Origin of the sequence: Oceanobacillus sp. AG (assembly GCF_009746545.1) — a bacterium.
Taxonomy (GTDB): Bacteria; Bacillota; Bacilli; order Bacillales; family Amphibacillaceae; genus Oceanobacillus; species Oceanobacillus indicireducens.
In genome coordinates this window covers 84,480-106,374 of record NZ_WOWT01000005.1, presented here as the reverse complement: position 1 = coordinate 106,374, position 21,895 = coordinate 84,480, and the positions used below count along the sequence as shown (strand labels likewise).

23 protein-coding genes are annotated in these 21,895 nt (G+C 39.7%); 4 read left to right on the top strand and 19 right to left on the bottom strand.

What is annotated here, in order from left to right; translation table 11 throughout:
• Positions 1-110: 110 nt before the first annotated feature.
• The 4 genes from dnaB to GN217_RS03950 form a co-directional block, all read right to left on the bottom strand.
• Entirely contained in the window at positions 111-1,484 is a 1,374-nt protein-coding gene (gene dnaB, locus GN217_RS03965; protein WP_156855353.1) for a replicative DNA helicase, read from the bottom strand.
• Between the two features lie 117 nt (positions 1,485-1,601).
• Positions 1,602-2,051, bottom strand: coding sequence for a 50S ribosomal protein L9 (rplI, locus tag GN217_RS03960; protein ID WP_156855352.1), 450 nt, complete (start codon positions 2,049-2,051; stop codon positions 1,602-1,604).
• Entirely contained in the window at positions 2,048-4,024 is a 1,977-nt protein-coding gene (locus tag GN217_RS03955; protein WP_156855351.1) for a DHH family phosphoesterase, read from the bottom strand. Before GN217_RS03955 ends, rplI begins: the two co-directional genes overlap by 4 nt.
• Before the next feature lie 33 nt (positions 4,025-4,057).
• Positions 4,058-4,999: a YybS family protein gene (locus tag GN217_RS03950; RefSeq protein ID WP_188856947.1), complete on the bottom strand. Its 942-nt coding sequence runs from the start codon at positions 4,997-4,999 to the stop codon at positions 4,058-4,060.
• A gap of 640 nt (positions 5,000-5,639) precedes the next feature.
• Here GN217_RS03950 and GN217_RS03945 point away from each other — a divergent pair.
• Together GN217_RS03945 and GN217_RS03940 are read left to right on the top strand one after the other, a co-directional pair.
• Entirely contained in the window at positions 5,640-6,137 is a 498-nt protein-coding gene (locus tag GN217_RS03945) for a DUF1189 family protein (RefSeq protein WP_156855349.1), read from the top strand.
• Positions 6,138-6,163: 26 nt separating this feature from the next.
• Positions 6,164-6,799 (top strand): DUF6198 family protein, encoded by a 636-nt coding sequence (locus tag GN217_RS03940; protein WP_156855348.1) that lies wholly within the window; start codon positions 6,164-6,166, stop codon positions 6,797-6,799.
• 57 nt (positions 6,800-6,856) lie between these two features.
• Here GN217_RS03940 and rpsR read toward each other — a convergent pair whose 3' ends face one another.
• The 6 genes from rpsR to GN217_RS03910 all read right to left on the bottom strand — a co-directional run bounded on the left by rpsR (position 6,857) and on the right by GN217_RS03910 (position 10,831).
• On the bottom strand, positions 6,857-7,090 hold the full coding sequence (gene rpsR, locus GN217_RS03935) for a 30S ribosomal protein S18 (RefSeq protein ID WP_156855347.1): 234 nt from the start codon (positions 7,088-7,090) through the stop codon (positions 6,857-6,859).
• 91 nt (positions 7,091-7,181) lie between these two features.
• Positions 7,182-7,718, bottom strand: a complete 537-nt coding sequence (ssb, locus tag GN217_RS03930) for a single-stranded DNA-binding protein (RefSeq protein ID WP_156855346.1) — start codon at positions 7,716-7,718, stop codon at positions 7,182-7,184.
• A 15-nt stretch (positions 7,719-7,733) separates the two neighbouring features.
• The gene (gene rpsF / locus GN217_RS03925; protein ID WP_156855345.1) at positions 7,734-8,021 is read right to left on the bottom strand and encodes a 30S ribosomal protein S6; all 288 of its coding nucleotides are present in this window, start codon (positions 8,019-8,021) and stop codon (positions 7,734-7,736) included.
• A gap of 156 nt (positions 8,022-8,177) precedes the next feature.
• The gene (gene ychF, locus GN217_RS03920) at positions 8,178-9,278 is read right to left on the bottom strand and encodes a redox-regulated ATPase YchF (RefSeq protein ID WP_156855344.1); all 1,101 of its coding nucleotides are present in this window, start codon (positions 9,276-9,278) and stop codon (positions 8,178-8,180) included.
• Positions 9,279-9,538: 260 nt separating this feature from the next.
• Positions 9,539-9,733 carry a DUF951 domain-containing protein gene (locus tag GN217_RS03915; RefSeq protein WP_156855343.1) on the bottom strand — a complete coding sequence of 65 codons (195 nt, stop codon included), beginning with the start codon at positions 9,731-9,733 and terminating at the stop codon, positions 9,539-9,541.
• 84 nt (positions 9,734-9,817) lie between these two features.
• A complete protein-coding gene (locus tag GN217_RS03910; protein WP_156855342.1) occupies positions 9,818-10,831 on the bottom strand; it encodes a YkvI family membrane protein in 1,014 nt (337 codons plus the stop codon).
• A gap of 78 nt (positions 10,832-10,909) precedes the next feature.
• On the opposite strand from GN217_RS03910, the gene yyaC reads away from it, so the two are divergent.
• Together yyaC and GN217_RS03900 are read left to right on the top strand one after the other, a co-directional pair.
• Entirely contained in the window at positions 10,910-11,527 is a 618-nt protein-coding gene (yyaC, locus tag GN217_RS03905) for a spore protease YyaC (protein ID WP_156855341.1), read from the top strand.
• A 150-nt stretch (positions 11,528-11,677) separates the two neighbouring features.
• A complete protein-coding gene (locus GN217_RS03900; protein WP_156855340.1) occupies positions 11,678-11,902 on the top strand; it encodes a hypothetical protein in 225 nt (74 codons plus the stop codon).
• Positions 11,903-11,957: 55 nt separating this feature from the next.
• On the opposite strand, the gene GN217_RS03895 is transcribed toward GN217_RS03900, so the two are convergent.
• From GN217_RS03895 to yidC, 9 genes are all read right to left on the bottom strand, one after another.
• The gene (locus GN217_RS03895; RefSeq protein WP_156855363.1) at positions 11,958-12,662 is read right to left on the bottom strand and encodes a DUF554 domain-containing protein; all 705 of its coding nucleotides are present in this window, start codon (positions 12,660-12,662) and stop codon (positions 11,958-11,960) included.
• 203 nt (positions 12,663-12,865) lie between these two features.
• Complete coding sequence (locus tag GN217_RS03890) at positions 12,866-13,702, bottom strand: ParB/RepB/Spo0J family partition protein (RefSeq protein ID WP_156855339.1); 837 nt, start codon at positions 13,700-13,702, stop codon at positions 12,866-12,868.
• A complete protein-coding gene (locus GN217_RS03885) occupies positions 13,683-14,456 on the bottom strand; it encodes a ParA family protein (protein WP_156855338.1) in 774 nt (257 codons plus the stop codon). Before GN217_RS03885 ends, GN217_RS03890 begins: the two co-directional genes overlap by 20 nt.
• Positions 14,457-14,659: 203 nt before the next feature.
• A complete protein-coding gene (gene noc / locus GN217_RS03880; RefSeq protein ID WP_156855337.1) occupies positions 14,660-15,520 on the bottom strand; it encodes a nucleoid occlusion protein in 861 nt (286 codons plus the stop codon).
• A 247-nt stretch (positions 15,521-15,767) separates the two neighbouring features.
• Positions 15,768-16,484, bottom strand: coding sequence for a 16S rRNA (guanine(527)-N(7))-methyltransferase RsmG (rsmG, locus tag GN217_RS03875; protein ID WP_156855336.1), 717 nt, complete (start codon positions 16,482-16,484; stop codon positions 15,768-15,770).
• A 41-nt stretch (positions 16,485-16,525) separates the two neighbouring features.
• Positions 16,526-18,409 (bottom strand): tRNA uridine-5-carboxymethylaminomethyl(34) synthesis enzyme MnmG, encoded by a 1,884-nt coding sequence (gene mnmG / locus GN217_RS03870; protein ID WP_156855335.1) that lies wholly within the window; start codon positions 18,407-18,409, stop codon positions 16,526-16,528.
• Between the two features lie 378 nt (positions 18,410-18,787).
• Positions 18,788-20,164: a tRNA uridine-5-carboxymethylaminomethyl(34) synthesis GTPase MnmE gene (gene mnmE / locus GN217_RS03865; RefSeq protein WP_156855334.1), complete on the bottom strand. Its 1,377-nt coding sequence runs from the start codon at positions 20,162-20,164 to the stop codon at positions 18,788-18,790.
• Positions 20,165-20,420: 256 nt separating this feature from the next.
• Positions 20,421-21,035, bottom strand: coding sequence for an RNA-binding cell elongation regulator Jag/EloR (gene jag, locus GN217_RS03860; protein WP_156855333.1), 615 nt, complete (start codon positions 21,033-21,035; stop codon positions 20,421-20,423).
• A complete protein-coding gene (gene yidC, locus GN217_RS03855) occupies positions 21,032-21,811 on the bottom strand; it encodes a membrane protein insertase YidC (RefSeq protein ID WP_156855362.1) in 780 nt (259 codons plus the stop codon). Before yidC ends, jag begins: the two co-directional genes overlap by 4 nt.
• Positions 21,812-21,895 lie beyond the last annotated feature (84 nt).

Below are 21,895 nucleotides of genomic sequence, written 5' to 3'. Positions count from 1 at the left end.
GGGGGGGTGGGGGTGGTTACATGACACCCCCCCCCCCCCCCCCCCACCCCCCCCCCCCCCCCCCCCCCCCCCACTCCAAGTCAAAAAAGCACGAGGCTTGTGCTCGTGCTTTATGCTTGGACGGGTGCTTGGGGAATGTCTTGTTCACTGTAGCGATATTCCAAGTCAACGAATTTGTTGTATTCTTTTACAAAGGCAAGTTCAACGGTACCGGTTGGACCGTTACGTTGCTTGGAAATGATGATTTCGATGATGTTTTGCTTTTCCGATTCCGAGTCATAGTAGTCGTCACGATATAGGAAACCAACAATATCGGCATCTTGCTCAATACTTCCAGATTCCCGGAGGTCGGACATCATCGGGCGTTTATCCTGACGGGATTCGACACCACGGGAAAGCTGCGATAGTGCGATTAAAGGCACTTCCAACTCTCTTGCCAGTCCTTTTAGAGAACGAGATATTTCGGAAACTTCCTGCTGTCTGTTCTCCTGGGAGCCGCTGCTTCCTTGGATAAGCTGTAAATAGTCAATCATAATCATTCCAAGACCATGTTCTTGTTTTAACCGGCGACATTTCGAACGGATTTCACTGACACGAACACCCGGTGTATCATCAATAAAAATCCCGGCATTTGATAGAGAACCCATCGCCATTGTCAGCTTGCCCCAGTCGTCTGCTTGGAGCTGGCCGCTCCTAAGTCGTTGGGAATCAATATTTCCCTCAGCACAGAGCATCCGCTGTACGAGCTGGTCCGCTCCCATCTCAAGACTGAAGATCGCGACATTATTTGCTGTTTTTACCGCAACGTTCTGCGCGACGTTCAGAGCAAAAGCTGTCTTACCAACAGAAGGGCGGGCGGCAATAATAATCAAGTCGTTGCGCTGGAAGCCACTCGTAATTCGGTCCAGTTCCTGATAACCAGTTGGAACACCGGTTATGTCTCCCTGATTTTCATGGAGCTGCTCAATTTTATCGTAAACGTCGATGAGGACGTCTTTAATATTTTTAAAGCCTTCACTGTTTTTTCTTCCGGAAACTTCGAGGATGGTCTTCTCCGCTTCATTTAGAACGTCATCGACCTCGTCCTCCCGCTCGAATCCTGAAGTTACGATATCTGTCGCGGCACGAATGAGTCGGCGCAGCAATGCCTTCTCTTCTACAATACGGCTATAATACTCAATATTCGCAGCGGTCGGTACACTTTCAGCTACTTGGGTGAGATACGTAACTCCACCTGCTTCTTCCAGCTGCTTCCGGTCATTTAAATAAGTGGTAACGGTAATAACGTCTATTGGCTCACCGCGGTCTGCCAGTTGCAACATCGCAGCGAAGATCCGTTGATGGCTTGCCCGGTAAAAGTCTTCCGGCATCAAGATTTCCGAGGCACTGGAGAAGCTTTCAGGCTGCAGAAAAATTGCTCCGATAACCGACTGTTCCGCTTCAATATTATGCGGCGGTGTACGGTCGATTGGTCCTTGATCCATGGTAGTTCCTCCTCTCTTTGTTGATTCATGAAGTAAAAAAGGACTCACGTGAGATTCGTGAGTCGCAGGGCCGACTGATCAGAGTTTTCTGGGACAGTAGCTCTGACCCTAGTCCCACTATTTTTGTTCGGTGACGTGGACTTTGATTGAACCGGATACTTCTGGGTGGAGCTTGATTGGTACGGTTGTGTAGCCCAGAGCTCGGATTGGTTCGTCTAGTTCAATTTTTCGTCTGTCGATTTTATGTCCATAGTCTTTTGCTAACTTTTCTGCGATTTGTTTGTTTGTAATTGATCCGAATAGGCGTCCGCCTTCACCAGATTTTGCTTGCAATTCCACTGTTAAATCAGCAAGTTTATCTTTTAATTGAATCGCTTCTTCTTTTTCTTTCTGTTCTTGCTGGGCGTTCTTACGTTTCTTCGCATCAAGCGCCTTTAAATTTCCTGGTGTTGCTTCAATCGCCAATTTATTTTTTAAGAGATAGTTTCTTGCATAGCCTTCCGCTACGTCTTTTACTTCCCCTTGCTTTCCTTTACCTTTTACATCTTTTACAAAAATCACTTTCATTTCGTTTCTCTCCCTTCGAAATATTCATCAATGATATCTTTTAACAATAATTCAACGTCTTCAACGCTTGTATCTTCTATTTGGGTTGCGGCATTCGTTAAATGTCCACCGCCATTCATTCGTTCCATAATGATCTGGACATTGATTTGTCCTAGCGAACGGGCGCTAACACCAACCCGGCCGTCCTCCCGCTCGGAAATAACGAAGGAGGCTGTCACCCCTGTCATTGTCAAGAGCGTATCGGCAGCTTGTGCAATCAGTACAGGGCCGTACGTTTCTCCAGGCTCTGCAGCAACAATTGCAATTTTGTCTCGGTAGATTTCGGTCCGTTCGATTAACTTGCTCCGCTGTAAATAAACACGGAGATCTTCTTTAAGTAATTGTTGGACGAGTACCGTATCTGCCCCCTTTGCTCGTAAGTAAGAGGCTGCATCAAACGTACGAGAACCTGTCCTTAACGTAAAGCTTTTCGTATCTACTATAATACCAGATAACAAGGCGGTTGCTTCAAGCATTTTTAATTTAATTGTTTTGGGCTGATATTCCAATAACTCCGTCACAAGCTCGGCGGTAGAAGATGCATATGGTTCCATATAAACAAGTGTCGGATTATCAATAAACTCTTCTCCACGGCGATGGTGGTCAATAACCACTTTATATTCCGTCTTAGCGAGTAAAGCTGGCTCGGCGACCATAGACGGCTTATGCGTATCGACAATTACAATTAGACTCTGACTTGTAATGATATCTTCCGCTTTATCGGGGTCAATGAATCGTTCCCACAGTTCTTCATCTGCCTGGATCGCTTCGACTAACCGTTGTACACCTGTATCCACATCATCCGGATCAAAGACAATATAACCTTCGACACCATTTGCTTTTGCGATATTTAAAATCCCGATCGCTGCACCGACAGAGTCCATATCCGGTGATTTATGCCCCATAATAATGACTTTGTCGCTCACCTTCACAAGATCTGTCATTGCGTGGGAAATAACTCGCGCGCGGACACGGGTCCGCTTTTCCATTGGATTCGTCTTACCACCATAGAAACGAACCTTACCTGCTTCATCCCGAATTGCTACTTGATCCCCACCTCGGCCGAGTGCTAAGTCAAGACTAGATTGGGCAAGTTCACCAAGCTGTGGCAATGGAACGTCTCCTTGACCGACCCCGATACTTAGCGTGACATTCGTACTCTGTTCCCCGGTAATCTCCCGGATTTCATCCAGAATATCGAATTTCACTTCTTCTATCTGTCTTAAAATCTCTCTCGTTCCAATTGCGAGGAAACGTTCCTGGGAAGTGCGCTTCATATAAAGGCCATTCCGCTTCGCCCAATCATTAATGAGAGAGGTGACTTCTGAATTCAACAGACTTTTTGCCGTGTCATCCATCGGCAAGGTAATATCTTCATAATTATCGAGAAAAATGATAAACAAGACAGTCTTATCATTTTCATAAACGGTACGCAGTTGCTCCCGCTCCGTTTCATCAATGAAATAAACTAAGCGCTCATTTTTATTAATCTTTGTATGAAAATAGTATTCATCTAACTGAACAATCGTATCTTTTCTGTCTTCTTTAATGTCGGTAACTAATTCCTCGGACAAGAAATTAAGTGAAGAACCGATTACTTCGGCTTCATCCGTATTAAATTGTCGCATATAAGGATTCGCCCATTCGATTTTATAGTTCTCATCGTAAAGCACAATCCCAAAAGGAAGCTCACTTAAAGCCTCTTTGCCTACCATTTTTACGCGTGTTGAAATTAGCTTAATTTCATCTTGCAGCTCTTCCATTCGCTTATTTTCTCTTTGTATACTATAAGCTAATGAAGCGAGCAGCAGAACAGCCCCTACTATTCCAATTATCCACTCGTAATAAAAAAGGACGGCAAGCAAAATGGCGGATAGGATATAGATAATCCATATATGATTGTCTAATAATCGCTTCCTTTTCAACTCCGGCATAACTGTTCACTCCAATTTTGCTTCCATTAAAGGTTATTTATTTTTTTGAAGACGAGCCCTCAAATTTAACCCTATATCAATTATACCTAAGATTCTAACGAAATAAAGGAGAAATAATGGAAACAGGATGGTCAGCACAATACTTAAGATAGGAATTACCTTCGACCACTTCTTATAATGCGTAAAGAAGAAGATGAAAGAAAATCCTTGGATTACAAGCAGCATTTCTAAAATAATCAGTGCATTTTGTACACCGACATACATAATACTGTTCGGATCGGAACTGATCAAGGATGCGATAATGACGATTAAATAGAGCCAAATAATCGACGTCGGCAATTTTAAACTTCTAAATGGTGGAAAGTATAATTTTTTATTGTACATTCGGTTCAACAATTTATAACTAATCCACTGTGTTAGAAACGCTAAGAACACCGCGCTGATTGCAATGAAGGCTGGCATGAGCTTAATAAAGTACTGAATCTGCTCGATAAATAATGCCTCCATATCCACGGCTTCCCCTGATTCAAGACCTACCCCTTCCATAAGGGAAATATACCAATCCACTTGATCTGTTGCAATCGTTTCGATTTCCTGGACGAAATTCACACCCAGTAGAACTTGCGTGAAAGCAAGCGTAAATAACAGGCCCCCGATAAATCCTAACGTCCCGTAAGCCCATGTTTCATAAGCAGTCCGCTCTTTATTTATTGCATGTCCTATTAATAAACCTGCCGCTCCCATCATCAGTGTGAGCGGTAAGTAGATTACCGTCAGAATCATACTAATAAGAGAAGCGAAGACAACTACAAGCATTCCAGGCTTCACTCCATGTTTGGACGTATAGATGACAAAGGGAATTGGGAGTAGCACCATCATAAAGGTTGATAGAAAAGGTACTAAGGTACCGAACAGGAGAATAAGATATATTCCTGCTAGGAGTGCTCCTTCTGTCAGTTTTTTTGTATTGTTCATTTCTGGCATACACCTCAATTTTATATCTAATTATCACGGTACAACTATTCTTTAACTGCCCGCATCCAAGTAAGTGGAATCAAATCTACTCAGGCAGTAGAACACGGATAGTAACACCCTGATTAACTCCATTAGCATTCAGCTGGGCAATAAAACGCTCGCTGAATGAAGTTTTATTTTATGCTGTCCTCTTATCATAACATGAAAGCTATTTTTCTTTCGTGGTTAACGGTCGGAAATCTCAAACACGAACGAACAGATTTTTATTATTTTTATTGGGAAATCATTTTGTCACGTATTAACGGTCTGTAATACCCCCCACTTCTAAACATGAGAATAGCCTACATGTGAAGGGGGGGAGATACAGTCCGTAAATACCTGATTCGGTTCAACTAACATTCAGTGGGGAGGGAAGGAACCACCACTGAATGAAGTTTCACTTTATCCAAATGCCTCTATTTATTTCTTGTCGAAATTTCCCGAAATTATTTCCCGGGTAATAATTTACCGCATGATTTAACAGAACATTCATTCTAGTTGGATAGGTTTCCTTGGAAATAATTAATCACAATCAGAGCATTTCCTGCTGATTTCATCTATAATTAAGATGTATAAGTATGTTTAAATAAGGATGGAGCCAATGATTCTCATAGATGCATTTATTAATAGTTTAAAATTACCTAATAAAAATGCGATGTTCAAATTAAATCGAGTCGGAATGGATATCGTCGTATTCTACTTATTTATTTTGATTCTTATCGTCTCAATCCCACATCTTGTTCTGCAACTGCAAATGACAGATGGGCTTGCAGGTGGATTGCCAGTTATATTAAAATTAATCTATTTCTTTATGTTCTATTATTTACCACTGACAATCGCCGTATTCCTATTTATTTCCATCATGGCATATGTTGGGGTTGCAATTGCCAAACTGATGAAAAGGAAATTAAGGTATCAGATTATTTGGAAGCTGCTCGCTTTCACAACAACGATTCCTTTCTTTGCATATATGTTACTTGCATCACTTTTTCCAATCCGTGACAAGTACCTGCTACTAGCAATTGTTTATTCTTTCATTATGCTCATCTTCATGATCCTGAAATATCCAAAACGAAGAATAAGGAAGAAAGCTAAATAGAAATTTCTAGTTGGGGGTGTCCGTAAATTCAACCAAGGCAATTATTTATCTATATTATTTCAGTCTCACTTAATGCGTTAGGAAATAGTTTCATGATTGTAGCAAACTTTGGAAGTGCTCCCTGGACTTCCGCCGGAGAAAACTTAGCATATATCTTACCATTTTCCGTTGGGGTCTGTGTCATTATATTACATATGTTTTCCTTCCTGCTTAGTTACTTGATGAAAGTTAGACTCAGTTTGAAAATGATTGCTCAAAGTCTCATCCTCGCTTTTATATTTGGAGGCTTTATTGATTTATTCTTATACCTTCATCAGTTGGTCTACATTCCGGGTGATATGTTCATGCGTGGTTTGTACTTGTTTGTCGGCCTTAACTTCATTGCAATCGGAGTTAGTATTTATTTTCAAGCTGGATCTATTTACTTACCGACGGATTATTTATTGAAAGCATTCGGCAAGTTAATGAAAAATTATACAGTAGGAAATATCTTTTTTACAGCCGTACCGTTAGTAATTAGTATCGTCATTATTTTATATCGTTCAGAAATAACTGGGATCGGTATTGGTACTTTATTCTTCATGTTTGGGCTCGGATTTTTAATGGATATGTATAACCGGCTAATCCGTATCCGGAACATGGAAGTAAGAAGTAGTGATTAAGAAAGATAAAAACACCTCAAAACGAAGCGAAATCGTTTTGAGGTGTTTATTTTTATCTTACTCCGCAACAAACGGCAGAAGTGCCATTTGGCGAGCACGTTTGATAGCTACTGTTAGTTTACGCTGATATTTTGCAGAAGTTCCAGTTACACGACGAGGAAGAATTTTTCCACGTTCGGAAACGAAACGTTTTAATAAATCAACATCTTTATAGTCGATATGGGTAATACCGTTAGCTGTGAAATAACAAACTTTACGGCGTCTACCACCACGTCCACGACGAGCTGCCATGAGCGATTACCTCCTTTGCTTTATTGTTTATTGTATTATTGATGTTCATCACGAACAGTTAAGTTGATTTTACAAGTGATTCTAATTACTATTAAAATGGCAAGTCATCATCCGAAATGTCAATTGGTTCTCCATTATTGCGGAATGGATCTTCCGTTGCTTGACCTTGACTCGGACCCTGGCCTTGATTTTGGTTCGGGCTTGGTTGGAACTGGCCTTGTCCACCAAACTGACTTTGATTTTGATTTTGAAATTGGTTCTGGTTCGGCTGGTATCCTGGTGCACCACCGCCTCTATCTTGAGAAGCATTTTTTGACTCCAGGAATTGAATGCTGTCTGCAACAACTTCAGTTACATAAACGGTTTTACCATCCTGATCTTCATACGTACGTGATTGCAAACGGCCATCAACACCGATCAAACTGCCTTTTCTCATAAAGTTTGCAAGGTTTTCCGCTTGGCGGCGCCACACGACACCATTAATAAAATCTGCCTCACGTTCTCCCTGCTGATTAGAAAAAGGACGGTTCACTGCGATATTGAAGTTAGCCACTGCTATTCCGTTTGGTGTATAACGTAAATCAGGATCCCTTGTTAACCTGCCTACTAATACGACACGATTTAACATCAGAACCACTCCTTATTATTGTTCATCTCGAATTGTCATATGACGGACAATATCATCAGAGAACTTAGCTAGACGGTCGAATTCGTTAACTGCTTCTTCACCGCCAGTGAAGTTAATGACAACATAATATCCATCGCGGTACTCATTGATTTCATAAGCAAGACGACGTTTGCCCATCTCATCAACTTTTGTGATCTCCGCGCCATTATCTGTAAGAATTTTGTTGAAACGCTCAATTAAGTTTGTTTGCGCCTCTTCTTCAATGTCTGGGCGGATGATATACATGGTTTCATATTTGTTCATCCGTTACACCTCCTTTTGGTCTTAGCGGCTTCCAGAATAACTCTGGGAGCAAGGAGCAATTTATAAAATATAATTACTCGCAATAAGATATTATACCAAACTATTTTTCATTAAACAAGGTTTCGAGATCCTTTTTTTTACGTTTATCCTAGAGCATTACACATTAAAACGGAAATGGATCACATCGCCGTCCTGAACAATATAATCTTTTCCTTCTAAACGGATTCTCCCGTTTTCTCTTGCAATTGCCATTGAACCTGCTTCTAACAAATCATCATAAGATACCGTCTCAGCACGGATAAATCCTCTCTCAAAGTCTGTATGGATAATTCCTGCTGCTTGCGGTGCTTTAATTCCTTTTCTAAACGTCCAAGCGCGCACTTCCTGCTCACCTGCAGTAAAGTATGTGCCAAAGCCTAATAAGTTGTAGGAGGCTTTGATAAGCTTATCAAGGCCTGACTCTGCAATGCCCAGTTCTTCTAGGAACATGTCCTTTTCGTCAGGCTCCAGTTCAGCAATCTCTTCTTCAATTTTTGCACAAACAACTATGACTTCTGCATTTTCTTTCGCGGCATATTCTTTCACCTTTTGCACATTTTCATTCGCATCAGGGTCAGCAACTTCATCTTCTTTCACGTTTGCAACATATAGGATTGGTTTGTTTGTAAGGAGATGCAGTCCTTTTACAATTTTGTCCTGATCTTCATTGAATTCGATTGTACGTGCTGGCTGGTCATTTTCGAGTGCTTCTTTTAGCTTGGACAATACTTCAAATTCCTGTATTGAATCTTTATCCTTCTGTCTAGCCAGCTTTTCCACCCGCTGATAACGTTTCTCTACAGTTTCCAAGTCTGCTAAGATTAATTCTAAGTTAATGATCTCGATATCATCAATCGGATCGACTTTTCCAGATACATGGGTAATATTCTCATCTTCAAAACAACGGACGACCTGACAAATGGCATCCACTTGACGAATATGGGATAGGAATTGGTTACCAAGTCCCTCTCCCTTACTTGCCCCTTTTACAATTCCAGCGATATCCGTAAATTCAAATGCGGTCGGTACCGTTTTCTTCGGTTTTACAAGTTCAGTTAATTTATCTAGACGCTCATCAGGTACTTCCACTACACCGACGTTTGGATCGATTGTTGCGAACGGATAGTTTGCTGCTTCAACCCCTGCCTGTGTAATAGCGTTGAATAATGTAGATTTTCCAACGTTCGGAAGCCCGACGATTCCTGCTGTAAGGCTCATTAAAATTCCACTCCTTAAGGATTTCTTTCGTGACGAACGCGTTCGTTACTCTAAGTATAGTATAAGTAATAGGAAAAGGAAAAAACGAAAAAAAGAAAAATAGGTAACAAATTGTACCTACTTTTATCATTTGCGTGCAATATTTACGTTTTCCTAGACTACTCTTCTATTATCATACTATCTAATTCAGATATTTATCAAATTTAACTCTTTTGCGGAAAAATTAGAGGGACAAATGCTCCAACCCTCTTGTCCCGAATTTATTCGGCTTTCTCGAGGACTTTTTTCAGTTTTTTGGTAAATTCCCGGCGAGGGATCATGACGCTGTGATCGCAACCTTGGCATTTGATTCGGATATCCATACCCATACGGATGATCTTCCAGCGGTTTTCTCCACAAGGATGCGGTTTTTTCATTTCGACAATATCATTTAATGCAAACTCTTTATCCGCCAATCTGATGCCTCCTTTTTCATTCGTACAACGTGAAATAGTCTATCTCTATTATACCTATGTTTTAGTGTTTGTTACAATTAATATTCACCTATTATTCTTCCCTATTGGATAAAGGAGTAATTTTACTAATATATATAAATTCAATATTCCGTATAGTGGGTAAATAAAAGCAACAAGTTGGGTAAAGCTGATGAGACTGAATGGGAGCATAATCACTAACATAATCGTAGCCATTTTTAATAAAGAAAAACCGTATTTTTTATTTACTCTAGTAATCATTCCGAGTAAGGTCGCTGCAGCCGTTGTGTATATTGCAAGCCAAAGCATGAGCATCATCACGACGATTACAACTTGTCCATAATTATTAATGATTAAATAAAGCGGGATAGCAGGTAATTCCACTTGTTTGGCAAGCTCCGTTAAGCTTGTATTATAAATAAACGTGATAAACCCAAGAATGAGACCACTTGAAATCGAAGCAATATATATTTCCCCTTTGGATTTAATTCGATTGCCGATTGCCCCCAGAACGGCAATTAACGGTAAAATATTTAATGCAGTAAATGGAAAAGCGGCCGTCCAGTTATCCTGACTATCCCAATTACTTTGAAATGATATCTCTTCTCCTTTTATGAAAACAAGTAAAATAACAAAAAGCGCAATTATCAATAATGGCATTAATAATTGATTAATATTTAATAATTCACCAATTCCTTTACTAAAAATAATCATAAGACCTGCAAAAATAAAGACAGTTCCCCACCAGAACGGGATTCCAAATGACTCAAACGTCGCCCCACTCCCAGCAATCATCACGACAGTTACACAAAAAAGATAAATGAAAATTAAATAATCATAAACAACTGCCAACTTCTTTCCTGTTAATTGATGAAGAACTGGCACATAATTCGTACTCTGTAATTTATAACTGATATTTAAAATCGTTATCGTACATAATATAAAGAAACCCGTGAACAAAAGAATAGCAAGTCCACTTCCCGCACCAAAAAATTGCCAGATTTCCCTCCCAGACGCATAACCAGCCCCCATTACTGCACCTGTTATTAGAAACATATTTTTCATCCCTGCACGAACCATCCTTATTCCTCCGCTCACGATGTATAGTTTTCAGAAAAATGCCATATACTATACCAATATGTTTTTGGAGGATAAGCTATGAATCAGAAACCGTCCGAGCAAAAGAATTTCAACTATCGAATTCACTATAATGAAGAACAAGTTATCGATAAAGTTAGCGAAAAGATTATTTCCTGGTTCCCTAGATTACCGCGCGAATACATTGTCGTCTGTATTGGAACCGACCGTTCGACTGGGGATGCGCTTGGACCTTTAACCGGCACATTACTGACCGCAAAAAAACCACAACACTTTAATATTTATGGCACCCTCCATCAACCGGTTCATGCGACAAATTTAATGGAATATATCGCTGAAATTAAGAATAAGCATCGACATCCATTCATTATTGCAGTCGATGCCTGTTTAGGGAGAAATACGTCGATTGGGCATTTAATAACAGGTATTGGACCTTTAAAGCCTGGTGCAGCTTTAAAGAAAGCACTACCGGAGATTGGGGATATTCATCTTACAGGGGTTGTGAACTCTGGTGGTTTTATGGATCACGCAGTTTTACAAAGCACAAGATTATCGATGGTGATGGACATGGCGGAAACGATCGCTGAATTACTTAATATCATCGATCAACAACTAAGTCCTAGTTTTATCCGCCCTGCTGTTCTACGCAATCATCCGGAAAGAAATCAAATGATTTAATATCATTTACCCTACTCTTCCTTGATTTCAACTTTATTTATTTGTATTCTCTTGTTAGAGTCATAGATAATAGTACACTTTATTATCTAAAAAACTCTGACTGGAGGTTTTATCATCAATATAGAATGGGTAGTTATCGTTTCATTAATCATGAACGGTGTTCTTCTTCTGCTTATTTATGGACAAAGTAAACAAATAAATCGATTGGAGGAGCAGAACAAACAATCGCTTCACATAGAGAATGATGAGGAATTCATTCAATCGGTAAAAGAAAAGATTGCCACGGTTGGCGATGTGAAAACTGTAAAGTATGTACGTGAGGAAAAAGGTCTCTCGTTAATTGACGCTAAAAAATTCGTAGATCAGTTAAAATAGACAAAAAATAGAGCCACATTGTATAGTGACTCTATTTTTGTCTATCTTATGTAATCTAAAACAATTGAAAAGCATAATAAATCAGTACAACAAGTAATAGTGCAGGCATTAAGTTGGCAACTCGGATTTCTTTGATTTTCAATAAATTTAAACCGATTGCAACAATCAGCAAACCCCCGACCGATGTTATTTCAAGTATTAATCCTTCCAGCATAGCTTCTGGCACCCACTTTTCAATCTGGGTAGCAAATAAAGTAATCGCACCTTGGTATAGTATAAGCGGGATAACGGAAAAGAGAACGCCAAATCCTAATGTCGTCGTTAAAACGAGTGCTGTAAAACCATCAATAATACCTTTTGTAATAAGAACTTCATGGTCTCCCCTTATTCCACTATCAAGTGCTCCAATTATCGCCATCGCACCGATACAGAAAATCATCGTTCCTGTAATAAATCCTTGAGAAACACTGATTGTATCATCTTTTGTCGTGAATTTACTTCCTAACCACATACCCAATCTGTTTAAAGCATCCTCTATCCGAAAGAACTCCCCTATTATTGCACCAAACAATAAAGAAATGAGGACAATTACAATATTCTCAGTGGAAAAGGCCATTTGTAAACCAATCAAGATAACAGCAAGCCCAATCCCGTGCATAACCGTTTCTTTATATTTCTCTGGAATGCGAGTAAAAAACATCCCAAAAATACTTCCGATTACAATTAATAATCCATTCACAATTGTTCCAAACAGTACCATCATTTACACCTTCATGTTATTTACTTGTTCCACGTGGAACATAAAAAGAAATGCTTACACCTATCCGAATGTTTCACGTGGAACATCTTTAATGATCAGTTCACTTTTAAAGATTGCCTTTGGGCTGACCGCCTTTGATCCTTACGTGATTTTCATTTAAATGGATAAAGAAGGACCAACAATGGAGTCGTTGGTCCTTCCTCTTATTTTTCAAGAAATTCGATGATGCGTTGCAAATCATCATCATTGTAAAATTCAATTTCAATTTTACCTTTTTTCTTTCCTTGTTTTATCGTGACAGATGTTCCTAACCGATCACGCAGAATTGCTTCTCGTTCTTGAATAAATACGTTTTTCTTCGGTTTTTCCTTGCGCACCTGCTTCTTCTCATTTAATTCTATGACAAGTTTTTCCACTTGCCTTACATTCAGCTTCTCTTTACGGATTTTATCAACAAGCTGCATTAATTTACCTTTATCTTTTAAACCAATTAATGCTTTGCCATGGCCCATGGACAACTCACCATTATTAATATAAGCAACAACTTGTTCCGGCAAAGATAATAATCGAACAGTATTAGCAATGTGGGACCTGCTCTTCCCAAGACGTTTTGACAATTCTTCTTGAGTGATTTTGAGCTCATCCATTAGATTGCGATAAGCATGGGCTTCTTCTATCGGAGTCAAATCTTCCCGCTGCAAGTTCTCTAGCAAAGCAAGTTCCATCATTCGCTCATCGGAAAGTTCTTTTACGACGACTGGAATAGTTTCCATGCCAGCTTCTTTCGCTGCACGAAATCGTCTCTCCCCTACTACGATTTCATAACCTTTGATGCTTTTTCGTACAATTAAAGGCTGGATAATTCCGTATTCTAAAATACTTGTCTTTAATTCTTCAATCGCATCCGCATGAAATGTTTTCCTTGGTTGATACGGATTTGGGCGACATTCACTGATTGCTATTTCTTCGACCCTATGTTCTTCTTGCTCACCCATATCGGGAAAGTACACTTCTAGACCTCTACCCAACCCTTTCGCCACTCTGCATCACTTCCTTTGCTAATTCAAGATACACTTCTGCTCCCTTTGACTTCGGATCATAGTTTATAATTGGCTGGCCGTGACTCGGTGCTTCACTCAATCTTATATTTCGTGGAATGATAGATTTATACACCTTTTCCTGGAAATATTTTTTCACTTCGGCTACGACTTCAATTCCAAGGTTTGTTCGTGCATCAAGCATTGTTAGTAAAACACCTTCAATCATCAAATGCTTGTTTAAATGCTTCTGTACAAGTCTAATGGTGTTTAAGAGCTGACTTAACCCTTCTAAAGCGTAATACTCACATTGTACTGGAATGATGACGGAGTTGGAGGCGGTTAATGCGTTAAGCGTAAGAAGACCTAATGATGGTGGACAATCGATAATGATATAATCATATTCCTCTTGAAGTTGTTCTAATGCTTTACTCAACCGCATTTCTCTCGACATAATCTGTACTAACTCTATTTCTGCTCCAGCAAGTTGAATCGTTGCAGGTATTATATCTAAGTTGACCATATCAGTGGAAACAATTACATCTTCTGCAGGAACTTCTTCAACAAGTACGTTATAAATACAGTGCGACACATCGGCTTTATTAACCCCTACCCCACTTGTTGCATTACCTTGTGGGTCTGTATCGATCAGAAGAACTTTATTTCCTAAAGAAGCCAGTCCCGCGCTCAAGTTGACTGAAGATGTAGTTTTTCCGACGCCACCTTTTTGATTTGCGATGGACATTATTTTTCCCATGTTGACACCTACCTAAAAAATATACTATTTATTTTATCATTAAATACTAGAGTTAGACTATTAATTTATTAATCTTATAGAAATTGATTCGAACTTACTAGTGAATAATCGAGTGGATTAAGCTGCTTAAATTCTTGCAGAAATACCCATCTCAAGCGAAAAGATGGGTATTCTAAATGGATACAAGCAATTTACAAGTATCATTACTGATTATTTTTCGGAATTTTAATCGTAATTTGATAGTAGTCATCCATCTCCTGCTCATTCGATTCGACTTTGACTCCGGTATCGGAAACCATCGAAAGGGATTGACGGATCGTGTTCATTGCAATGCGGATATCTTTATTAATTCCTTTTAATTGGGCCCGTTTCCGTTTCGGGGCTTCATTTTTCTCATTCAATGCAGCTATTCTTTCTTCCGTCTGTTTCACATTCAGGTCTTGTTCGATAATCAACTGCAGAATTTCCAATTGCTTTGTTTCGTCTTTCACTTTAATAAGCGCCCGTGCATGTCTTTCAGTTATCACTTTTTGTAAAAGCGCTTCTTGAACAGGTTCAGGTAACTTTAACAACCTTAATTTATTTGCGATCGTTGATTGATTTTTACCTAAACGTTGTGCAAGTGCTTCTTGTGTCAAGGAATGAAGCTCCAATAATTGGGCATATGCCCTTGCCTCCTCAATAACTGTAAGCTCCTCCCGCTGAAGGTTCTCAATTAAAGCTACAGAAGCCGTTTCCGTATCGGACATTTCACGAATGATTGCTGGTATTTGCTCCCATTCCAGGAAAGTTACCGCTCGCCATCTACGCTCACCAGCAATGAGTTCGTATCGTTCCCCATCCAGCTTTCTTACAACAATTGGCTGAATCATTCCATGCGTGTGAATGGTTTGCGCTAATTCTTGTATCTTTTCATCATCGAAAATCGTTCTTGGTTGAAATCGGTTTGGTTCAATTTTTTCAACTTCTAATTCGATGACTTCATTAGGGTGGAATTCTGTTTCTTCAGCCTTCGAATTCGATTTATCCCCTATTCCAAAAAACCGATTAAAAGGACTCACCACTAGTTGACACCACCTTACATACTTTTACGCTAAATTAGTGCATGATGTTAAAATGTTCCACGTGAAACATTTTATCTTACTCTATGAGTCTCTGATCTCTCTATCTTCTAATATTCTACCATAATTACGTAATAAAAGGACCTATTTCGTAATATTTATACGTGTTCCATTAATAAAGTACAATCTAACCGTATCCCTATCTGGAAAAAAAGAATTGCCCACTAATGTTCATCAGCGGGCAAAAGTTTTATTCGATTGGATTTTTATTCGGTGTGCCAGGTTTGCGTGGATATTTCTTCGGTGTTTTTCTACGTTTTTCAATCCAATAGATTGTTCTTTCGCTATCTTCTTGTGGCAATGTGAACGTTTTTTGATCAATTGTTTTGCCACCGAATAATTCAATTGCATTTTTTGCAATTTCGAGTTCCTCTTCAGCCTGAGCTCCTTTTAAAGCAACGAATATACCGTTTTTCTTCACTAGTGGTAAGCAAAGTTCACTTAATACGGACATTCTTGCAACAGCGCGGGCCGTTACAATATCATAATTCTCCCGGAACTTTGCATTCTTCCCGAAACTCTCTGCGCGATCATGGTAAAAAGATACGCCTTCAAGATCTAGCGCAGTAGCAAGATGATTCAGGAAGACAATTCGTTTTTGTAAGGAATCCACGATTGTTACTTTCAATTGCGGGAAGCAAATTTTTAATGGAATGCTGGGAAATCCCGCTCCAGCACCTATATCGCAAATTGTTTGTTCACCGGAAAAATCTTGATAGAATGCAGGAGTAATTGAATCATAAAAATGCTTCAAATAAACCTCCTCTTCAGCGGTAATTGCTGTAAGGTTCACTTTTTCATTCCATTCCACCAAGGTTTCGTAATAAATAGCGAATTGATTCATCTGTTCAGCGGTTAATTCAATCCCCTGCTCCGAGAGTGCTTGTCGAAACTGTTCTGGATTCATCTAAAGATTACGCTCCTTTACACTCGTGTTAACGTGCTTGTTTAGTTAGCAACTCTTGCTATATTCCCTTGTTCAATATAAACAAGCAAAATTGAAATGTCGGCTGGGTTTACGCCGGATATCCGGGATGCTTGCCCAACTGATAATGGCCGAATTCTCTTCAGCTTCTCTTTCGCTTCTGAAGCAAGGCCATTGATTTCGTCATAATCGATATCCTCAGGGATTTTCTTATCTTCCATCTTCATCATTCGCTCGACTTGTTCGTTCGACTTTTTAATATATCCTTCATATTTGATCCGAATATAGACCTGTTCACGTGCTTCTTCATCTAATGCCTCGTTCGATTCAATTATTTGATCGATAAAGTTATAGTTTACTTCCGGACGTTTCAACAAGTCATATGCATTTGTTGCATCTTTTAATGGTGTTGAATGGATTGTCTCAAGTAGATGATTCGCTTGTTCTGGTTTAATAATAATTTTTTTCAATCGTTTCAGCTCTTCTTTTACGAGTCGTTTCTTTTCCATTAATTTGTTATAGCGTTCTTCAGAGATCAAGCCGATTTCATAACCGATTTCTGTTAATCTCATATCCGCATTGTCATGACGGAGAAGCAAGCGATATTCGGCACGGGATGTTAATAAACGGTATGGTTCATTCGTCCCTTTTGTTACGAGGTCGTCAATAAGTACACCGATATAGCCCTGCGAACGGTCAAGAATAACGGGTTCTTTTCCAAGGACCTTTGAAGCAGCGTTAATTCCTGCCATTATTCCTTGACCAGCCGCCTCTTCATATCCGGATGTACCGTTAATTTGCCCAGCGGTAAAGAGACCTGGGATGCTCTTCGTTTCAAGTGTCGGCCATAATTGTGTTGGTGTGACGACATCATACTCAATTGCATAGCCTGGACGCATAATTTCTGCTTTCTCCAGTCCTGGGATTGTTTTAATCATTTCATACTGAATGTTTTCCGGTAGAGAAGTCGATAACCCTTGAACATAAACTTCTTCCGTATCTCTTCCTTCAGGTTCAAGGAAAATTTGATGACGGGGTTTATCGTCAAAACGGACAATTTTATCCTCGATCGATGGACAATAACGTGCACCTGTCCCTCGCTTCACACCAGAATACATGGAGGAAAGTCCTAAATTATTGTTAATGATTCCATGTGTGTTTTCATTCGTGTGTGTTAACCAGCATGGTAGCTGGTCGATAATTTTCGTCGTTGTTTCATAAGAGAAATTACGCGGATTCTCATCTCCTGGTTGAATTTCCGTTTTCGAGTAATCAATCGTATGACTATTTACCCGTGGAGGGGTACCTGTTTTGAATCGCTTCAGTTTAAAACCAAGTTCCTCCAGATTTTCGGAAAGATTCACGGAAACACGCTGATTATTTGGACCACTTTCATATTCCAAATGACCCATTAATACTTTTCCGCGCATAAAAGTTCCTGTTGTAATGATAACTGCTTCAGCACGGTATTCCGCTTCCGTTTCCGTCACAACACCTTTACAAATACCGTCCTCAATGATTAGTGAATCAACCATTCCTTGACGAAGGGTTAAGTTTTCCTGATTCTCTACCAGTTTTCTCATTTCCTTCATGTAGACGGTTTTGTCAGCTTGTGCCCGTAAAGCTTGTACAGCAGGTCCTTTTCTTGTATTTAACATTCGCATTTGAATGGATGCTTTATCAATTACCTTCCCCATGACACCACCGAGGGCATCTATTTCGCGAACAACAATCCCTTTTGCCGGTCCGCCGATGGAAGGATTACATGGCATAAATGCAAGCATATCAATATTAAGAGTTAGCATCAGCGTTTTTGCGCCTCTTTTTGCTGCAGCAACTGCCGCTTCAACCCCGGCATGGCCTGCCCCAACAACGATTATATCGTAATTTCCTGCGTTAAAACTCATTTCATTCACCCTTTCTATGCTCAAAAGTGGAAGCGCCCTTGCAGGCTAAAAACGCGATTCGTTTCGCAACGCCTGGGACTGCGATTACTCGTCCCACCGAAGAGCGTTTGCACTAGCACATCCTGTGCGTCGTAGCGACGTACGGACTTCCTATTTTACCCGTACGCGATAAAGGAAACATGCCCCTTTAGGGGTCTGTTGAGCTTTAGCCCGTAATTAAGCGACCTTCCTTTAGTTTCGAGCTGATGTTGAATTATCGCGTCATGAGGTGAAGGAAGTCTCGCTAGTCGCTGGGCGCTGGAACTGGACGTGGCCTAAAATATTTTCATCCACAATTGAACATTTATATGATTTTTATACTATCCTCTAAACAAGGTTTTATTTTCCTAAACAGAATTGAGAAAACAACTGGTCGATGAGACTGTCGCTTGCTGTATCTCCAACAATTTCACCTAAAATCTCCCACGTTCTCGTTACATCAATCTGAACAATATCAAGTGGCATTCCTAGTTCAATTCCTTCCATGGCATCCTCAAGCGCCTGCTTTGCTTGCTTAAGGAGCTGGATATGGCGAATATTGGAGACATAAGTCATATCGCCTGTATCGATTTCACCTTCGAAAAAGGTTGACGCAATTGCTTTTTCTAACTTATCTACTCCTTCTTCCACTACTAAAGAAGTCGTAATTACTGGACGGTCTCCCGCTAATTCCTTCACCTTTTCAAGGTCAACTTTTTGTTCCAAATCAGTCTTATTGACGATTACAATATAATCAAGTCCTTGTACCGTTTCGAATAATTTCATATCCTCTTCTGTTAACTCTTCATTGAAGTTTAATACGAAAAGGATTAAATCCGATTCTTGCAATACTTGACGGGAGCGCTCGACACCGATTTTTTCAACAATATCTTCTGTCTCTCTAATACCTGCAGTATCAACGAGACGAAGCGGTACACCGCGGACATTCACATATTCTTCAATTATATCACGAGTTGTTCCTGGAACATCGGTGACAATTGCTTTATTTTCCTGAACGAGGGTATTCATCAAAGAGGATTTTCCAACGTTTGGACGGCCTATGATCGCAGTAGCAATCCCTTCACGGAGTATTTTCCCTTGATTGGCCACTTCAAGCAGCTCATTGATCCGCTTGTGGACTTCTCTTGAATTCGTCCGCATCATTTCATGACTCATCTCTTCAACATCATCATATTCCGGATAATCGATATTTACTTCCACATGAGCAACGGTTTCGAGAAGTTCCTGACGTAATTCAGTAATCAGTTTCGATAATCTCCCGTCCATTTGCTTCACTGCAACAGACATTGCTTTATCTGTTTTCGCGCGGATCAAGTCCATGACAGCTTCCGCTTGCGATAAATCTATTCTTCCATTAAGAAAAGCACGTTTTGTAAATTCCCCGGGCTCTGCCAGACGTGCTCCTTTTGACAATATAATATCTAATACTTTATTAACTGCTACCATTCCACCATGGCAATTGATTTCTACTATATCTTCACGCGTAAAAGTTTTCGGTGCCCGCATAACAGAAACCATTACTTCATCTACAATGTCGCGCGTGTTAGGGTCGATAATTCTCCCATAATTAATTGTATGGGTTGCTACCTCACGAAGATCCTTACCTGTAAAAAGTTCATTTGTGATGGTGATTGCTTCCGGCCCGCTCAAACGCACGATCGCAATTGCACCTTCTCCAATTGGTGTTGAAATCGCAGTAATTGTATCTGTCGTCATTGCTACACCTCCAACTAGTTTTATCATTAAATTAGTGCATTATCTAGTAAACGTCACTAACAAAAAAGAATAACACAAATCACCAAGAAAATAAAGTTATCCACATCAACTTTTCTTGGATGATAACGATTTGAAGTTATTGCATACTATCCACATGTGGATAATCAAATTGGGACAAATGCTCTGACCCCATGTCCCAATTTTTAAGGCATAAAAAAATCACCCTGTTTTCAAGGGTGATTGCAAGTTTATTTATTTATGGTTTGATCACAATATGCCGGTGTGGTTCCTGTCCATCGGAATAGGTTGTGATGCCATCTGATTCTTGGAGTGCGCTATGAATGATTTTTCTTTCAAAAGCTGGCATCGGTTCGAGTGCGACTTTTTTATTTAAGCGTTTCGCTTTATCCGCCATTTTATGGGCGAGCGATTCAAGCGTTTCGCGTCTGCGCTCTCGGTACCCTTCCGCATCCAAGGTTACGGTATAATATGTTTCTTTCTGTTTATTGATTGCAAGATGAGCTAAATACTGTAAGGCATTGAGTGTTTGTCCGCGTTTCCCAATGAGAATTGCGATATTTTCGCCATCCATTTGGAAAGTTACATGATTCTCTTCTACCGTTGATGTAATTTCAACGTTAACATTCATATTTCTTGTAACTTCTTTCAAGAAATTCTCCGTTTCCTTAATTGGATCTAGTTTTACCTTAACTTTAACGATTGCCGGCTTTGCTCCAATTAAACCAAGAATTCCTTTTCTACCTTCATCGATAATCTCAATTTCAACACGGTCCTCAGTCGTGTCTAACTGCTGTAGAGCTGATTGTACAGCTTCTTCAACTGTTGAACCGCTAGCAGTTATTTCTCTCACTTTTTGTCTCCTCCAGTATCGGTATTCGTCATCATTGGTTTATTGATTAGTAATGTTTGTAAAACCATAAAGATATTACCTGTTACCCAGTATAGCGCAAGTGCTGCTGGGAAGAAGAACGACATAACACCAATCATGATTGGCATCATATAAAGCATTAAATTCATTTGCATCGCCATTTGTGGATTCTGCGATGCTGCTGTATTTGTTGACATCATAATCTTTTGCTGGAGGAATGTGAATCCAGCAACGAGAAATGGTAAAACATAGTCTGGTGAACCGAGTTCGAACCATAAGAAATTGTATTGACTGATTTCTGTTGTCCGTCTGATTGCATGGAACATCGCAATTAAGACCGGCATCTGAACAAAAATTGGTAAACACCCTGCCAGCGGATTCACACCATTTCGCTGGAACAGCTCCATCGTTTCCTGCTGTAGTTTTTGTTGGGTGTTAGCATCTTTGGAACTGTATTTTTTCTGCAGCTCTTGCAATTTCGGTTGGATTTCCTGCATTGCTTTTGAACTTTTTATTTGTTTTATACTTAATGGTAAAATTAATAGACGAATTAATATAGTAACGATAATAATTGAAAGACCATAACTATTATTGAAGATTTCAGCTATTTTTATGATGACCCATGAAAGCGGATATACAAAAATCGTGTTCCAAATTCCTTCACTTTCTGCAGTGATTGGTTGATCGATTTCATTACAGCCTGCAAGCATCAGCGCGAGTCCGATCATCGCAAATAGCAGTATATATTTTTTGCGCAACATTTTTCCTCCTTAGCTTGTACGTGAAACTCTATTTGCTATTTTATCCTAATTGCGAATAAGATTCTATGTTTAACTTGTTTT

Excerpts from the sequence above, each read along its gene's own strand:
- dnaB (WP_156855353.1), bottom strand. The coding sequence starts at position 1,484 with ATGGATCAAGGACCAATCGACCGTACACCGCCGCATAATATTGAAGCG.
- rplI (WP_156855352.1), bottom strand. The coding sequence starts at position 2,051 with ATGAAAGTGATTTTTGTAAAAGATGTAAAAGGTAAAGGAAAGCAAGGG.
- GN217_RS03955 (WP_156855351.1), bottom strand. The coding sequence starts at position 4,024 with ATGCCGGAGTTGAAAAGGAAGCGATTATTAGACAATCATATATGGATT.
- GN217_RS03950 (WP_188856947.1), bottom strand. The coding sequence starts at position 4,999 with ATGAACAATACAAAAAAACTGACAGAAGGAGCACTCCTAGCAGGAATA.
- GN217_RS03945 (WP_156855349.1), top strand. The coding sequence starts at position 5,640 with ATGATTCTCATAGATGCATTTATTAATAGTTTAAAATTACCTAATAAA.
- rpsR (WP_156855347.1), bottom strand. The coding sequence starts at position 7,090 with ATGGCAGCTCGTCGTGGACGTGGTGGTAGACGCCGTAAAGTTTGTTAT.
- ssb (WP_156855346.1), bottom strand. The coding sequence starts at position 7,718 with ATGTTAAATCGTGTCGTATTAGTAGGCAGGTTAACAAGGGATCCTGAT.
- rpsF (WP_156855345.1), bottom strand. The coding sequence starts at position 8,021 with ATGAACAAATATGAAACCATGTATATCATCCGCCCAGACATTGAAGAA.
- ychF (WP_156855344.1), bottom strand. The coding sequence starts at position 9,278 with ATGAGCCTTACAGCAGGAATCGTCGGGCTTCCGAACGTTGGAAAATCT.
- GN217_RS03910 (WP_156855342.1), bottom strand. The coding sequence starts at position 10,831 with ATGGTTCGTGCAGGGATGAAAAATATGTTTCTAATAACAGGTGCAGTA.
- yyaC (WP_156855341.1), top strand. The coding sequence starts at position 10,910 with ATGAATCAGAAACCGTCCGAGCAAAAGAATTTCAACTATCGAATTCAC.
- GN217_RS03900 (WP_156855340.1), top strand. The coding sequence starts at position 11,678 with ATGAACGGTGTTCTTCTTCTGCTTATTTATGGACAAAGTAAACAAATA.
- GN217_RS03895 (WP_156855363.1), bottom strand. The coding sequence starts at position 12,662 with ATGGTACTGTTTGGAACAATTGTGAATGGATTATTAATTGTAATCGGA.
- GN217_RS03885 (WP_156855338.1), bottom strand. The coding sequence starts at position 14,456 with ATGGGAAAAATAATGTCCATCGCAAATCAAAAAGGTGGCGTCGGAAAA.
- rsmG (WP_156855336.1), bottom strand. The coding sequence starts at position 16,484 with ATGAATCCAGAACAGTTTCGACAAGCACTCTCGGAGCAGGGGATTGAA.
- mnmG (WP_156855335.1), bottom strand. The coding sequence starts at position 18,409 with ATGAGTTTTAACGCAGGAAATTACGATATAATCGTTGTTGGGGCAGGC.
- mnmE (WP_156855334.1), bottom strand. The coding sequence starts at position 20,164 with ATGACGACAGATACAATTACTGCGATTTCAACACCAATTGGAGAAGGT.